13 protein-coding genes are annotated in these 14,478 nt (G+C 64.9%); 7 read left to right on the top strand and 6 right to left on the bottom strand.

Annotation, left to right across the window (positions count from 1 at the left end):
- Window positions 1-50 precede the first annotated feature (50 nt).
- Both AC1VVM_RS14515 and AC1VVM_RS14510 read left to right on the top strand, forming a co-directional pair.
- Window positions 51-2,183 carry a malate synthase G gene (locus AC1VVM_RS14515; RefSeq protein ID WP_482956358.1) on the top strand — a complete coding sequence of 711 codons (2,133 nt, stop codon included), beginning with the start codon at window positions 51-53 and terminating at the stop codon, window positions 2,181-2,183.
- A 203-nt stretch (window positions 2,184-2,386) separates the two neighbouring features.
- Window positions 2,387-2,806, top strand: coding sequence for a hypothetical protein (locus AC1VVM_RS14510; RefSeq protein ID WP_482955281.1), 420 nt, complete (start codon window positions 2,387-2,389; stop codon window positions 2,804-2,806).
- A 12-nt stretch (window positions 2,807-2,818) separates the two neighbouring features.
- On the opposite strand, the gene rsmA is transcribed toward AC1VVM_RS14510, so the two are convergent.
- The 4 genes from rsmA to AC1VVM_RS14490 form a co-directional block, all read right to left on the bottom strand.
- On the bottom strand, window positions 2,819-3,643 hold the full coding sequence (gene rsmA, locus AC1VVM_RS14505) for a 16S rRNA (adenine(1518)-N(6)/adenine(1519)-N(6))-dimethyltransferase RsmA (RefSeq protein WP_482955280.1): 825 nt from the start codon (window positions 3,641-3,643) through the stop codon (window positions 2,819-2,821).
- The gene (gene pdxA, locus AC1VVM_RS14500; RefSeq protein WP_482955279.1) at window positions 3,640-4,674 is read right to left on the bottom strand and encodes a 4-hydroxythreonine-4-phosphate dehydrogenase PdxA; all 1,035 of its coding nucleotides are present in this window, start codon (window positions 4,672-4,674) and stop codon (window positions 3,640-3,642) included. The genes rsmA and pdxA overlap by 4 nt, the downstream gene beginning before the upstream one ends.
- Window positions 4,675-4,681: 7 nt before the next feature.
- On the bottom strand, window positions 4,682-6,070 hold the full coding sequence (locus AC1VVM_RS14495; RefSeq protein WP_482904474.1) for a peptidylprolyl isomerase: 1,389 nt from the start codon (window positions 6,068-6,070) through the stop codon (window positions 4,682-4,684).
- 197 nt (window positions 6,071-6,267) lie between these two features.
- Window positions 6,268-8,571 (bottom strand): LPS-assembly protein LptD, encoded by a 2,304-nt coding sequence (locus AC1VVM_RS14490; RefSeq protein ID WP_482955278.1) that lies wholly within the window; start codon window positions 8,569-8,571, stop codon window positions 6,268-6,270.
- 95 nt (window positions 8,572-8,666) lie between these two features.
- Between AC1VVM_RS14490 and AC1VVM_RS14485 the strand changes: the two genes are divergently transcribed.
- The 5 genes from AC1VVM_RS14485 (at window position 8,667) to AC1VVM_RS14465 (ending at window position 11,919) form a co-directional block, all read left to right on the top strand.
- Complete coding sequence (locus AC1VVM_RS14485; RefSeq protein WP_482904473.1) at window positions 8,667-10,130, top strand: leucyl aminopeptidase; 1,464 nt, start codon at window positions 8,667-8,669, stop codon at window positions 10,128-10,130.
- A gap of 21 nt (window positions 10,131-10,151) precedes the next feature.
- A complete protein-coding gene (locus AC1VVM_RS14480) occupies window positions 10,152-10,589 on the top strand; it encodes a DNA polymerase III subunit chi (RefSeq protein WP_482955277.1) in 438 nt (145 codons plus the stop codon).
- Window positions 10,590-10,699: 110 nt separating this feature from the next.
- Complete coding sequence (ndk, locus tag AC1VVM_RS14475) at window positions 10,700-11,122, top strand: nucleoside-diphosphate kinase (RefSeq protein WP_132391785.1); 423 nt, start codon at window positions 10,700-10,702, stop codon at window positions 11,120-11,122.
- A gap of 208 nt (window positions 11,123-11,330) precedes the next feature.
- Window positions 11,331-11,576: a hypothetical protein gene (locus AC1VVM_RS14470; protein WP_132391783.1), complete on the top strand. Its 246-nt coding sequence runs from the start codon at window positions 11,331-11,333 to the stop codon at window positions 11,574-11,576.
- Window positions 11,577-11,664: 88 nt separating this feature from the next.
- Window positions 11,665-11,919: an HP1242/YdcH family protein gene (locus tag AC1VVM_RS14465; protein ID WP_482904471.1), complete on the top strand. Its 255-nt coding sequence runs from the start codon at window positions 11,665-11,667 to the stop codon at window positions 11,917-11,919.
- A 444-nt stretch (window positions 11,920-12,363) separates the two neighbouring features.
- Here AC1VVM_RS14465 and purN read toward each other — a convergent pair whose 3' ends face one another.
- Both purN and purM read right to left on the bottom strand, forming a co-directional pair.
- Window positions 12,364-13,266, bottom strand: coding sequence for a phosphoribosylglycinamide formyltransferase (purN, locus tag AC1VVM_RS14460; RefSeq protein WP_482956357.1), 903 nt, complete (start codon window positions 13,264-13,266; stop codon window positions 12,364-12,366).
- A gap of 43 nt (window positions 13,267-13,309) precedes the next feature.
- Window positions 13,310-14,413: a phosphoribosylformylglycinamidine cyclo-ligase gene (gene purM / locus AC1VVM_RS14455; RefSeq protein WP_482955276.1), complete on the bottom strand. Its 1,104-nt coding sequence runs from the start codon at window positions 14,411-14,413 to the stop codon at window positions 13,310-13,312.
- Window positions 14,414-14,478: the final 65 nt, after the last annotated feature.

Raw genomic sequence — 14,478 nt, 5'->3', positions numbered from 1 at the left:
GGACGCGCGCGCCTGCAATCGGCCCGCGTGCATTGGATATGCGAGGAATGATGACTGACAGGATGGAACGTTCGGGCCTGCGGGTCGACACCGCACTGGCGCGCTTTGTCGAGGAGCAGGTCCTGCCCCCGATCGGGCTGGACGCCGCCACGTTCTGGAGCGGGTTTGCCGCGCTGGTGGGGCAACTCGCCCCGCGTAATCGCGCGCTGCTGGCGAAGCGTGACGAACTCCAGTCGCTGATCGACGCCTGGCATATGAGCCGCCCGGGCAAGCCCATCGATCAGGGCGATTATCAGGCCTTCCTGCGTGAGATCGGCTATCTCGTTCCCGAGCCCGGTCAATTCGCCATCGGGACCACCGGCGTCGATCCCGAGATCGCCACGATGGCAGGGCCGCAGCTCGTCGTTCCCGTGCTCAATGCGCGGTTCCTGCTCAACGCCGCCAATGCCCGCTGGGGCAGCCTTTACGACGCCTTCTACGGCACCGACGCGCTCGACGCGGCGCCTGCGCAGGGCAAGGGCTACGACCCGGTTCGCGGCGCGGCAGTGATCGCGGCGGGCCGTGCGTTTCTTGACAAGGCCCTGCCGCTGGCGGCGGGAAGTTGGTCCGATGTGGAGACGGTCGACGCGCCGCTCGCCGATCCCGCGCAATATCTGGGCGAGACGGCGAAGGGACGGCTCTATCGCTCGAACGGGTTGGCCATCGAGATCGTAGTCGACCGCTCGACCGAGGTCGGCGGTGCGGACAAGGCGGGCATCGCCGACATCGTTCTCGAATCCGCGCTCACCACGATCGTCGATCTGGAGGATTCGGTCGCGGCGGTCGATGCCGAGGACAAGCTGGCGGCCTATGCCAACTGGCTGGGCGTGATCCGGGGCGACCTTACCGAAACGTTCGAGAAGGGTGGCCGTACGCTGACCCGCGAACTCGCGGGCGACAAGCGCGTCACCCTGGCCTCGGGCGAAACGGTTGACCTGCCGGGCCGCAGCCTGCTGTTCGTGCGCAATGTTGGCCATCTGATGACCAACCCGGCGATCTTGCTGCCGGACGGTTCGGAAATCCCCGAGGGGATCATGGATGCCGTCCTGACCAGTGCGATTTCGGCGCAGGACGTGAAAGGCCTCACGCGGTTCGGCAACAGCCGCCAGGGCAGCATTTATATCGTCAAGCCGAAGATGCACGGGCCGGAGGAATGTGCCTTCACCAACGACCTGTTCGATGTGGTGGAGGACCTGCTGGGGCTGGATCGTCACACCATCAAGGTTGGCGTCATGGACGAGGAGCGGCGCACGTCTGCGAACCTCGCCGCCTGCATCCACGCCGTCCGGGATCGAATCGTCTTCATCAACACCGGCTTCCTCGACCGCACGGGCGATGAGATCCACACCTCGATGCGGGCCGGGCCGATGATCCGCAAGAGCGCGATCAAGGGCTCGACCTGGATCGCCGCTTACGAGCGCCGCAACGTCGCCATCGGCCTTGCGCATGGGCTTTCGGGTGTGGCGCAGATCGGCAAGGGCATGTGGGCCGCGCCGGACATGATGCGCGACATGCTGGAGCAGAAGATCGGGCATCCCAGGACCGGCGCGAACACCGCATGGGTGCCGTCGCCCACGGCCGCCACGCTCCACGCGATGCACTATCACGAGGTCGACGTTTTCGGCCTGCGCGGAGAGATCGCGGAAGGCGAGATTCCGGGGTTGGACCTGCTGCTGCAAGTTCCGCTGGCCCAGGGTGCGAACTGGTCGGAAGACGAGATCCGCGAAGAACTCGACAACAATGCGCAGGGCCTGCTCGGCTATGTCGTGCGCTGGATCGATCAGGGCGTCGGCTGCTCCAAGGTGCCTGACATCAACGATGTGGGCCTGATGGAGGACCGCGCGACGCTGCGCATCTCCAGCCAGCACATGGCCAACTGGCTGCTGCACGGCGTTTGCAGTGAGGCGCAGGTCATGGAGTCACTGAAGCGCATGGCCGCCAAGGTCGATGCGCAGAATGCCGGCGATCCGCTTTATGAGCCGATGGCGGGCAACTGGGATACGTCCTTCGCCTTCCGCGCGGCCTGCGACCTCGTGTTCCGGGGCGTAGAGCAACCCAACGGCTATACCGAGCCGCTGCTGCATGCCTGGCGGCTCCGCAAGAAGGCCGCGATGGCTGGATCTCCAGCGTTGGCGGAAGTCTGACACGGCGGTTTTGATGTCGTAACGTTTTCAGTTCATTAACTTCCCTCTGCGAGATTGGTAGTTAGAGTAGTCTCATCGGAACGGCTGGGGGGCCTTGTCCCATGAACGAGCAGAGGGTTTTCGTTAGAGACCGGGCACGTGCGATGGTCCAGGCATGTGTGCGCCACGCGACGGCTACCGGAATGGTAGAGGACGAGGCGATAGTGGTCGACGCCAGCGTGCGTGGACTGTGCCTGATGATGTCCCAACCTCCAGCGATGGGTGAAATCGTTGAAGTAATGGTCGGCCGGCAAGCGCTGGTCGGCCAGGTGCGCGGGCGTCGCGGCAAACGTTGCAGTGTTTCCTTGAGCGAGCCGATCTGCGTTATGGCGCTTCTTGAAGGTGGAGCGATGCCGATTGTGCTCAGTGCGGAAGCGGCAGCAGCCTCCGAGCATTGTCGCCCGCTCGCAGCGGCACTGGCGTCAGACGGTCCTTTGTCGGCGCGGCTGCTTCAGGCCTTCCTGATCCTCGGCGTTCTGGTGTGTTCCATTGTCGTTGTGACGCGGATTGTCACGCCGGGTATGGAACCGCTCAACAGCTTGCATATCGCCGCGACGGGCGAAAGCGACCTTGGCGACAAATAGCTGAGCCCGCGCTCAGCGCTTGGTCAGTTCGCGGGCGAGGCTCACGAATTCATCGACGGAGAGCGTTTCAGCGCGGCGTTGCGGGTCGATTCCCAGCCGTTCCAGCGCGTCCAGCGCGCCGGGAACGCCCTTGACGCTCTGGCGCAGCATCTTGCGGCGCTGGCCGAAGGCGGCCTCGGTCGTCCGTTCCAGAACGCGCATGGAGACGCCTTCGGGCGCCTCGCCCGGTTCGACATGGACGATGGCCGACATGACCTTTGGCGGCGGTGTGAAGGCGCTGCGGTGCACTTTCATCGCCAGCTTCGCCTTCGCGCGCCACTGCGCCAGCACGGCAAGGCGGCCATAGGCAGAGATGTTTGGCTCGGCGATGATGCGGCGTGCCACTTCCTCTTGGAACATCAGTGTCAGAGAGCGCCACTGCGGCGGCCATGTCTCGCCCGAGAGCCAGCCGGTGAAGAGCGCCGTGCCGACATTGTAGGGCAGGTTGGCGACGATGTGGTACGGCCCCTCGAACAGCGTCGCAGGGTCGATCTTCATCGCATCCCCTTCGATCACCTTGAGCTTGCCGGGGAATGCCGCTTCGAGTTCGGCGAGCGCGGGCAGGCAGCGCCGGTCCATCTCGATCGCGGTAACCTGTGCCCCGGCGCGCAGCAATGCGCGGGTGAGGCCGCCGGGACCGGGGCCGATTTCCAGCACTTGCGCGCCGTCGAGGTCGCCGGGAATCGCGGCGATGCGGTCGAGCAATTGCTCGTCGAACAGGAAGTTCTGGCCGAGCGCCTTGCTGGCCGAGAGCCCGTGCTTGGCGATGACTTCGCGCAAAGGGGGGAGAGTGGTCATGCCGGAATTCCTTCAGCGGCCCTGCGTGCCGCGCACTCGCCGGCCATCCGCAGCGCCGCGATCATCGCGCCCGCGCTCGCCACGCCCTTTCCGGCGATGGCGAAGGCGGTGCCGTGATCGGGCGAAGTGCGGACGATCGGCAGGCCGAGCGTGACATTGACGCCGGCATCGAAGTCGAGCGTCTTGATCGGGATCAGGGCCTGATCGTGATACATGCAAAGCGCGACGTCGAAGGCATCGCGCTGGTGAGCGGCAAAGAGCGCGTCGGCCGGGTGCGGGCCGGTGACGGCCAGTCCTTCGGCCGCGAGCGCTTCGATGGCGGGAATGATGGTGTCGATTTCCTCGCGGCCCATGCGGCCGTCTTCGCCGGCGTGGGGATTGAGCCCGGTGATGGCGATACGCGCGGGTGACAGGCCGAAATCGCGCGCCAGTGCCTGCGCGACGATCCGCGTCTTGCGCGCGATCAGGTCGCGGGTGAGCAGGGCGGGCACTTGAGTCAGCGCAACATGGACGGTTAGCGGTACGGTCCGCAGGTTCGGTCCCGCCAGCATCATCACAGCATCGTCGTGGGCAACGCCGCAGGCATCGGCGCAGAATTCGGTCTGGCCGGGCTGAGTGAAGCCGATTTCGGCGAGTTTCGATTTGGCGATGGGGCCGGTAACGATCCCCCCCGCTTCACCCGAAACGGCGAGACGCACTGCCTGCGTGAGCGAATGGAGCGCGAGTTCCGCGCCTTCCCGTGAAGGCATTCCGAATGCGGGGGAGGCGTCTTCGTCGCCCAGAACGGGCAATCCGTGCGCGAAAGCGGTGATCGCTTCGGCCGGGCTGGCAATGCGGATCACCGGCAGCGCGATGCCCCGGCTGTGGGCGGCAGCGGCCAGCAGGCCGGCGCCGCCGACGGCGAAGAACGGCGCGAGGTTGGAACCTTCACGGCGCGTCCACGCCTCGGCGATCAGTTCCGGGGCGATCCCGGCAGGATCCCCCAGCGAAACGGCAAGCGGCGCCGCAGACATCGTTACGGTGCCGCTCATGAACGCATCAGTTGTATTCGATGATCGCGTCGCGCCTGAGATCGCGCAGGTACATCTGCGCGCGCTTGTTCACGCGATCGTCCTCGATCTGCGACTGGAGCTGTTCGAAGCTCGGGCCCGAATCGACCTGCGGGTCGTCGCGGCCGCAGAGCATCAGGATGCGCACGCCCTCGGTCAGCGAGCCGAACGGCGGCAGCGTTTCGCCGGGCGAAAGCTGAAGGATCGAGGTCTGGATCGCGGCGGGAAGGTCGCGCGCCTTGACCTGATCGTTGGCGACGACTTGGGCGCCGACGCCGGTGGCTACCTTGTCGACATCGCCGCAGCCCTTGGCGGTGCTGATGGCCTTGGCGAAAGCCTGCGCCTTGGTATTGGCTTCCGCTTCCGAAATGCCCTTCGGGAAGTTGAGCGAGATCTGCTTGAGCGCCAGCACCGCGTCGCGCGGATCGGCGGTGAGGACCTGACGCTTGTCGATCAGATAGATGATGTCGTAGCCGCCGGGCACCTGGATCGGGCCGACGAGCTGGCCGGGCTGCATGTCGTGCGCGGCATTGGCGAGTTCGGCAGGAAGCTGGGCAAGGCGGATCCAGCCAAGGTCGCCGCCGACCGCCGCAGTCGATGCCTGCGAATACTGGCGGGCATAGGCCACGAAGCTGCCGCCCTGCTTGAGCTGCTGCACGATCTGCATGGCATTCTGGTAGACCTGCTGCTGCGAATCGTCCGTCGAGGCGAGGTAGATTTCGCCGATGCGGTACTCGTCCGTGCCCTTGGCCGCCTTGAGACGCGTCAGCATCTCGTTCACTTCATCGTCCGAGACGTTGATGTACGGCTGGACGTTGCGCTGGAGCAGGTGCTGCCACGACAGTTCGCCGCGAATCTGGCGCTTCAGCGAATCGGTGGAGGAGCCGACGCGCTTGAGATAGGCGTCCATGGCCGCAGCGTTCTGTCCGAAGTTCTGCGAGGCGACGCGGCCGTATGTCTGGTCGACATCGGCATCGGTCACTGCGACATCGGCCGCCTTGGCTTCCTGAATCTGGAGCGTTTCGTCGATCAGGTTGCGCAGCACCTGAAGGCGCAGGCGCTTCTTCTCGTCATCGTCGATCTTGCCCTGGTTCGCGGCCAGGATCAGCGCCAGGCGCTGGTCCACGTCCGTACCGGTGATGATGTCGCCGTTGACCACCGCGGTGGCGCGGCGGACGTTCGGGTTGTCGTTGCCGAAGATCTTGACGTCGTCGGGGATCACGATGTCGCCCTGCTCGGTCGTCTGCGTGGCGGCAGCCTGGGCATAAGCCGCGGTCGACACTGCGAGCGGGGACAGGGCGGACGCGATGGCGCCGCCCGCGATCGCGCAATTGCGCACCGCACGCTTGATGGACCTGCTACGTTGGATTGCTGTCACCGTTGATCTCTATCCCGTCTGCGACCAGTCATTTCCGGTCCCCGTTCGCAAGGTGACGGACACCTTGCGGACGTTTTCCGGCCTATGTCGGCCTGCGGCTTAACCGAAACTGAGTGCGTCCGATAGCGGCTTTGACATGACCTGCCAACGCCCCGGGCGTGCCCCAGTCAACTTGTGCCTGTTGGAGGGTTTTTCGCTCAGTGGACGCCGATGTTCTTGAGCGCGAAATGGAGTGCGAAGGAGTTGCCCTTGCGCGCGTCGCCGTTGGAGACGTAGTCGCGACGCCAGGTCAGCGCGATTTCGAGGCAATCGTCCTCATAGGCAACGCCGAACCGCGTGCGCAGCGGCTGGAAGCCGTCCGAGCCGTAAATCGGATCCTCGCTGTGGTTGGTGAGATTGACCACCGCCGAACCGAACATCGACCAGTAGTTCGCGAAGGCGACGCGGCCGGCGGCGCGCACTTCCTCGCGGTTCTGGAGATCCTCGATATTCTCGGTAACGTCGCGGTTGAGCTTGGTATAGCCGAGTTCGAAATAGGTCTGGTTGCTGCCCAGCTCCAGATCGACTTCGTTGCGGCGCACGGCCAGATTGTCCTTGTCTAGCCGGAAGCGGTGGATCAGGCTGACGAAGTTGCGATAACGGATTTCGGTACGGCCGACGATGTCCGAAGTCTTGTCGGAAAGGCCGGTGCCGTCAGGCAGAATCGACTGATCGTTGCTGAGGCGCACCGACTGGCCGAGCGTGCTCTTGATGCGCCAACGCGGCCGCTCGAACATCCAGTCGAAGCCGTACGTGACGCGCACGCCGTCCTCGAAACGGTCGTAGCCGGGGAAGCGGTTGAGCGAGAAGAGGTTGGTGTCCTCCAGCTCGATCGCGCGTGAATCCTCGTTGGGAATCTCCAGATTCTTGATCGACGGCGTCGCCACCAGCTGGACGCGCGGCGTCAGGACCTGGGTGCCGCCTAAGACCTGCCCCACCAGCGGCCACTTGACGTCGACTGCTGCCAGGGCGATCGCGCGGCTCTGCCAGCCGGGCATGCCCTGATAGGCTACCGTGGTGGTCGTGTCATTCTCGTCCGAGTGGTAGACATCCCCGCGCACAAGGCCGGTGAACACCACTTCCTGACCCATTCCGGTGACCTTGCGCAGCGACCACTGGGCGCTGGCGAACGCACGCTGGGTATCCTGCCCGTCGACGCGGGTGATACCCATGGTGTTCACCTGTGTCTCGATCTTGCCGCCCAGCAGCGATTCGTCGAAGCGGCGGCGATAGTCGATCACCGGGATCGCCACGGGCATCAGCCCCTGATCCTGGCCCGAGCGCATAGTTTGCGTGGCATAGCCTGCGAACGAGAAGTAGCTGTCTTCGTCGATATGCTCGACCTCGACGCTCGAACGCAGGCGGTCGTCGCGGCTGATGTCGTAGCGGCGCAGGAACGTGCGGTCGGTGGCGCGGCGGATCGAGGCGGTCACGCTCCAGCCCTCGTCGAGCTGGAACCTGCCATTGGCGAAGATGTAGCCGCGGAACGAGCGCTCGCGGTTGGGATCGGGATTGGTATCGTCGATCGGGATCTTGTTGCTCGACGTGGCGTAGCCGGTGATCTGGTACGCGCCCTTATCGGTGAGAGCGCGGTACTCGAACGAAGCCATCGGCGCGGCTTCGGTATAGACGTGCAGCGTGCCGGTCAGATCGCGGTTCGGGGCGATCTTCCAGTAATAGGGCTGCGCCACCTCGATGCCGTTCGACGGGCTGGACCGGAAATCGGGAACCAGGAAGCCGGACACCGCGCCGCCATTGGTGCTGACCGACATGCCGAACAGCGGGATCTGGACTTTACCGAACAGCTCGAGCCGGGCGTCCGAGAAGCGCACGAGGTTCTTATCCTCGCTGTAGATCACGGACTTGGCGAGCACGCGCCAGGTGGGGCTCTTGGGGCAGCCCGAATCGTCGGACACGGCGCATCCGCTATAGGCGGCGTGCTGGAGTACGACATCGCCATTGGCGAGGCGCTCGCCCTTGTTCGCCGCCAGCCGCGCGCCTTCGCGCAGCACCAGCAGCAGGTTTTCCATCGCCCCGGTCTTCAGCTCGTCGGTAAGCTCGACATGGTCGGAATAGACCTGGTTGCCGTTCTGGTCGACGACGCGCACGTTGCCGGTGCCGACGATCTGGCCGGTCGTCCGGTTCCATGTGACGGTATCGGCGCGAACCGATTGCTTGTCCTTGCGCAGGACGACGTTGCCCTTGGCGGTAACCGTTTCGCCGTGTTCGTCGTATTCGACGGTATCGGCCTCGAAAGCGACCGGCACCAGGTCCGCAGTTGCGGGCGGAGGCGCAGGCGGAGCACCTTGAATCGGCCCGGTATCCACCTGCCGCGACAGATCCTGTGCAAACGCAGTGCAAGGCAATGAAAGAGATACAAATCCGGCAGCCAGCAGCGGCAACGGAAGGTGGTGCAGGCGCAGCTTGCGGGCATGCAGCAGGGTCGGGGCGGCCGGGAGCATGGCTTGCCTATCGCACCGCCTGTGCCTAACTGCAATCCGCTGTTGTGGCGAAGCGCACAAGTCCGTCGCTCGCCCACAAGAATTCAGGAGATCCCATGAATATCCAGTTCCTTGACGCAGCTGCCGCCTCCGCGGCGCGTCTCGTCGCCCGCTTCGTGAATCAGGACGCGATTCCCGCCGACCTTGAGCCGGTGCTGGTCGAGGGTGCCAAGGCATCGCGTTTCACCGCGAAGGCAGGGCAGGTGTTCGAGGGCTTTGTCGAGCGTAACGGCAAAGTCGTGCGCGTCGCGCTGGCCGGGATCGGGTCCGCTGACGGCAAGGACCGCAAGGGCGCCATCGAGCGCGCCGGTGCGGCCGTCGTCGCCAAGTACCTCACTTCGGGCGAGACGGCGGTGACGCTGGACCTCACCGGCGCGGGCCTCTCGGCCGACGAAGCGGCCGGTGCGCTGCTGGGCGCGGTGCTGCGCGCATGGCGCCTCGACACGTATCGCACCAAGCTGGCCGAAGACGCCAAGCCGAGCCTCGTGGACATCGCCGTGGTCGGCGCGCCCGAAGGGACCGAGGCGGTCTGGGCCGTGGAGCAGGCGATTGTAGAGGGCGTGTCCTTCACCCGCGAACTCGTTACCGAACCGGCCAATGCGATCTACCCGGAAACCTTCGTCGCCCGCTGCGAGGCGAAGATGGCGGGCAGCGGCCTGAAGGTCCGCGTGCTCGACGAGAAGGAAATGGCCGATCTCGGCATGGGCTCGCTGCTCGGCGTGGCACAGGGCTCGGTGCGCCCGGCGCGCCTGCTGGTGCTCGAATGGCTGGGCGGCAACGCGGGCGAGGCGCCCGTGGCCTTCGTCGGCAAGGGCGTGACTTTCGACACCGGCGGCATCTCGATCAAGCCGGCGGCCGGCATGGAAGACATGAAGTGGGACATGGGCGGCGCCGGTGCGGTGGCCGGTACCATGCTCGCGCTTGCGCTGCGCAAGGCCAAGGCCAACGTGGTTGGCGTCTGCGGTCTTGTGGAAAACATGCCCGACGGCAATGCCCAGCGCCCCGGTGACGTCGTCACTTCGCTCTCGGGCCAGACCATCGAGGTCATCAATACCGACGCCGAGGGCCGTCTGGTCCTGTGCGACGCGCTGACCTGGGTGCAGCGCGAGTACAAACCTGCCAAGATCGTCGACCTCGCCACGCTGACCGGCGCGATCATCCTCAGCCTCGCGCATGAATATGCGGGTCTGTTCTCGAACAACGACGAGCTGGCAGGCCAGCTCAACGCCGCCGGCGACGCCTCGGGCGACCGCCTGTGGCGCATGCCGATGGGCCCGAACTACGACAAGATGATCGACAGCCCGATTGCCGACATCAAGAACGTCGGCCCGCGCTTCGGCGGCTCGATCACGGCGGCGCAGTTCCTGCTGCGCTTCATCGAGAACGACACCCCCTGGGCGCACCTCGACATTGCCGGTACCGTGTGGACCGACAAGCCGGGCGCGACCTGGGACAAGGGCGCCTCGGGCTTCGGCGTGCGTCTGCTTGACCGCTTCGTGCGCGATACGCTTGAAGCGTAAGTAAAAGGCTCGGGTCGCGACATGCGCGTGGATTTCTATCAGCTCAGTCGCGACCCTGCCGAAAGCGCGCTTGCGCTGATTGCCGGAAAGGTCGCGGGGAATGGCGAGCGGCTGCTTGTCGTCTCCGCAGACCTCGGCCAGCGCCAGCGCATCTGCCAGGCGCTGTGGTCGACCGGATCGGAGAGCTTCCTCGCCAACGGCTTCGCGGGCGACGGGGGCGAGGATCGCCAGCCGATCCTGATTTCCGAAGTGCCGGAGCCTTCCAACGGCGCGAAGTTCATGGCGATTGCCGATGGGCAATGGCGCGAAGGCGATACCCCGTTCGAGCGCATGTTCTTCCTGTTCGACCAGTCCACGCTCCAGCATGCACGCGATACCTGGCGTATGTTGCGGGGCCGTGAGGGCGTGGAACACTATTACTGGAAGCAGGACGGCGGGAGATGGGTTCAGGCTGGATGATTCTCCCCTCTGAGGGTTCATCATTACGCAGCCTAATTCTTGCGATCCGGGCCGTTCCCGGCTAGGGGCCCGCCAACAATTCAAAACCCCTACCTCGCAAGGAACCTACCATGGCGGTTACCCGCACCTTCTCGATCATCAAGCCCGACGCGACCCGCCGCAACCTGACCGGCGGCGTGACCAAGATGCTTGAGGAAGCCGGCCTGCGCGTCGTCGCCTCGAAGCGCATCCAGATGACCCAGGAACAGGCCGAGGGCTTCTACGCCGTCCACAAGGAACGTCCGTTCTTCAACGACCTCGTTTCGTTCATGGTTTCGGGTCCGGTCGTCGTGCAGGTTCTCGAAGGCGAAGACGCCGTGAAGGCCAACCGCGACGTGATGGGCGCCACCAACCCGGCTGATGCCGCCGAAGGCACCATCCGCAAGGTTTACGCCGAATCGATCGAAGCCAACTCGGTTCACGGTTCGGACTCGGAAGAGAACGCGGCGATCGAAATCGCCTACTTCTTCAAGCCCGAAGAAATCGTCGGCTGAAGCATCCGCTTCTCCGAATGAATGAAAAGGCCGCCCGTTTGGGCGGCCTTTTTGTTTTGGGGCGATATGGCTTCGATGGGCGGGCCCGTTGTCCGGGCCGCGCAAAACAATCTTGCGCGCGAAGAGGTAAAACCTGATCGAAGACTGCGCTTTTCGGTTTTGCGGCTGCGGGTTCTGGGTTACTTTGCCCGGAATAGGAGAGCGATAAATGCAAGGCATGGGTGAGACGGGCGAAGCCTGCCCCTTTGAATTCAATTTCGACGCGGCAAGCTTCAAGGTGGGCGATACCGTGAGCTACCGCGTCAACGGCAGCCTTGAGGGGTTCCCGTTCGTGGGCACGCTGGTTGCGGTCCACGACGACCACGTCATGATCGCCGGCGACCCGCGCGAACCTGACAAGCTCTATCGCGGCACGCGCGAAAGCCGGCCGCAGGTGGATTACTCGCAAATCTGAATTTCCCGCCTTGCGCTTTGATCCCGCGCAAGGCGCGGGAAGGGCGAGAGGCTAAAATCGAAGCTCTATCGAGCGTTGAGGAGAGCCGATGACCTACAAGCCCCACGAACTCGTCGAGGAATTCCCGGAGGATATTGCGGTCCTCCACCACCTCAAGGCCACGCGCGGGCACTTCGCCGCGCTCGCGGATCGCTACGGCGAGGTCAACGGCGCCATCAACCGCATCGAGGAGCAACTCGAAGTGGCTTCCGACGCGCGACTGGAAGATCTCAAGAAAGAGCGGTTGACCCTGCTCGACCAGATCGGCCGCATGATCCGCGATGCGCGAGCGGTCGGAGCCTGAGGCGGTAAGTCAGGGCAATCCGTTGGGCACGCATGGGTTCGACAGCATAACACTTCGTCGCCCCTGCGCAGGCGGGGCCCCGCTGCCTTTTCGCTACGGCGCCAGAAAAGCGGGGTCCCCGCCTGCGCAGGGGCGACGAGGTTTGGGGTGCACAGAACGCGGCTCGATATTGATGAGGAGATGGTGAGTGCCCCGTCTCCGATCCTCAGGGCTGACCAATCGGATGCTCCGCGAAGCATGGAGGCATTGAGAGCCGACAACTAATCGGCGGGGCACAGGTTCCGACGTTCCTCACTTCGTCGCCCCCGCGCAGGCGGGGCCCCCGCTGCCTTTTCGCTACGCCGCCAGAAAAGCGGGATCCCCGCCTGCGCGAGGACGACGTGGTTTGGGATTTAGGAATCGGGAGCCGGCATTGAGGTGGAGGCCAGGACGCCGCCAATTCCCTCAAAACTGATCGGCCACATCCAGCAGCGTAGTCAGCTTTTTCGGCGCCACGGCGCGCCATGAGCGGGACAGCCAGTCGGCAATCGCGTCCCAGTCATTGTCGCCAAGGTCGAGGCGGATGCCGACCCAGCCGTCGCCGAAATAGGCGGGGCGATAATAACGCGCCCCGTCCTGTTCGATCAGCATGGCTTGCTCGTCCGGCCCGCTGATCTTGACGAGCAAGGCGGTGCGCCCGTCCCCGTGATGGTCGGCGGTGAAGTAGGCGAACTTCTTGCCTTTGACGATGCCGAAGCACGGCATGCCGTGGCTGGCGATCTCGTCGGTCTCCGGCAGGGCCATGGCCCGTTCGCGAACCCGGGCAAGCAGCCATTCCGGGCTCGTTTCGCGCGTGACCAGTTCGGCAAGGCAGCGCGAGTAGAGCTGATGCTCGGCGATTAGCACGCGTGCGGCAAGGCTCTCCGCCGTGTCGCCGGGCACGATGGCAACCGGGATCTGGCCGAGAATCGGGCCTTCGTCGAGTTCGGGAATGACGAGATGGACCGTCGCCCCGCCATGGCTGTCACCCGCCTCGATGGCGCGCTGGTGGGTATGAAGGCCGGTGTACTTGGGCAGCAGCGAGGGGTGGATATTGACCATCCGGCCATCCCAGCCCGCGACGAATTCGTCGGTGAGGATGCGCATGTAGCCGGCGAGCGCGACCCACTGCGCACCCGATTGGCGAATCGCCGCATCCATCGCCGCGTCATGCTCGGCGCGCGAGAGGCCCTTGTGGCTGAGCGCGAACGTCGCCACGCCCTCTGCTTCGGCAAGGGCAAGGCCCCCGGCCTCGGGCTTGTTGCTGGCGACGAGGACGATCTCGTAAGAACAGTCCTCGCGCCGGCTGGCGTAGAGCAGTGCCGCCATGTTGGTGCCGCTGCCCGAAAGAAGGACGGCGACTTTTGCCTTCTCAGGCAAGATGGACGGCCTCCCAGTCCTCACGGGCGGACCATTCCTCGGCCTTGCCCTGCACGGTGCACCCCTTGTCGCCCGCTTCGATGGCGCCGATCACGAAGACCGTCTCACCAGCGGCTTCCAACTCGCTCTTGAGCGCGGCGGCCTCGTCGGCCGAGACCGCGAGCACCATGCCGATGCCGCAGTTGAACGTGCGGGCCATCTCGCCGGGCTCGATGTTGCCCTGCGCCTGCAGGAACGCCATCAGGCGCGGCTGCGGCCAGGCGCCTACGTCGATGCGGGCATGCAGGCCTTCGGGCAGCACGCGCGGGATGTTTTCCAGCAGGCCGCCACCGGTGATGTGGGCCAGCGCGTGGATGCGGCCCGAGCGAATGAAGGGCAGCAGGCTCTTCACGTAGATGCGCGTGGGCGCGATCAGCGCGTCGATCAGCAGGGTGTCCGAATCGAACAGGGCAGGGCGGTCGAGCTTCCAGCCCTTGTCCTCGGCAAGACGGCGAACCAGCGAGTAGCCGTTCGAATGCACGCCCGAGGAGGCAAGGCCCAGCAGCACGTCGCCGGCAGCAACCTTGTCGCCGGTAAGCTGTTCGCCGCGCTCGACGGCGCCGACGCAGAAGCCGGCAAGGTCATAGTCGCCGGCAGCATACATGCCGGGCATTTCGGCGGTTTCGCCGCCGATCAGGGCGCAGCCCGACATCTTGCAGCCTTCGGCAATGCCGGCGACAACACGTTCGGCAACGCCGTTTTCAAGCTTTCCGGTGGCGAAATAATCGAGGAAGAACAGGGGCTCCGCACCCTGCACGATAAGGTCGTTCACGCACATGGCGACAAGATCGATGCCGATGTGGTCATGGCGATCGTGGTCGATGGCGAGCTTGACCTTGGTACCCACGCCGTCGTTGGCGGCGACCAGCAGCGGATCCTTGTAGCCCGCAGCACGCGGGTCGAAGAATCCGCCGAAGCCTCCCAGCTCGGCGTCGGCGCCGGGGCGCGCAGTGGATTTCGCGAGCGGGCCGATGGCTTTCACCAGCGCGTTTCCGGCGGCGATCGAGACGCCGGCCTGCTCGTAGGAGTAGCTCTTCGTGGAGTTATCGTCGGACATTGCGCGCCCCTATCGCTTTCCGGCTTGGATTTCCATTCCCGTTTAGGCAAAAGGCCCATCGGTTT

Source organism: Novosphingobium sp. BL-S-33 (assembly GCF_056857025.1).
This window is presented reverse-complemented; position numbering and strand designations above follow the sequence as displayed.

What these genes read in the sequence shown, in the direction of transcription:
- AC1VVM_RS14485 (WP_482904473.1), top strand. Translation starts at nt 8,667, where the DNA reads ATGAATATCCAGTTCCTTGACGCAGCTGCCGCCTCCGCGGCGCGTCTC.
- pdxA (WP_482955279.1), bottom strand. Translation starts at nt 4,674, where the DNA reads ATGAGCGGCACCGTAACGATGTCTGCGGCGCCGCTTGCCGTTTCGCTG.
- AC1VVM_RS14465 (WP_482904471.1), top strand. Translation starts at nt 11,665, where the DNA reads ATGACCTACAAGCCCCACGAACTCGTCGAGGAATTCCCGGAGGATATT.
- AC1VVM_RS14480 (WP_482955277.1), top strand. Translation starts at nt 10,152, where the DNA reads ATGCGCGTGGATTTCTATCAGCTCAGTCGCGACCCTGCCGAAAGCGCG.
- AC1VVM_RS14470 (WP_132391783.1), top strand. Translation starts at nt 11,331, where the DNA reads ATGCAAGGCATGGGTGAGACGGGCGAAGCCTGCCCCTTTGAATTCAAT.
- purN (WP_482956357.1), bottom strand. Translation starts at nt 13,266, where the DNA reads ATGGCGGCACTGCTCTACGCCAGCCGGCGCGAGGACTGTTCTTACGAG.
- ndk (WP_132391785.1), top strand. Translation starts at nt 10,700, where the DNA reads ATGGCGGTTACCCGCACCTTCTCGATCATCAAGCCCGACGCGACCCGC.
- AC1VVM_RS14490 (WP_482955278.1), bottom strand. Translation starts at nt 8,571, where the DNA reads ATGCTCCCGGCCGCCCCGACCCTGCTGCATGCCCGCAAGCTGCGCCTG.
- purM (WP_482955276.1), bottom strand. Translation starts at nt 14,413, where the DNA reads ATGTCCGACGATAACTCCACGAAGAGCTACTCCTACGAGCAGGCCGGC.
- rsmA (WP_482955280.1), bottom strand. Translation starts at nt 3,643, where the DNA reads ATGACCACTCTCCCCCCTTTGCGCGAAGTCATCGCCAAGCACGGGCTC.
- AC1VVM_RS14515 (WP_482956358.1), top strand. Translation starts at nt 51, where the DNA reads ATGACTGACAGGATGGAACGTTCGGGCCTGCGGGTCGACACCGCACTG.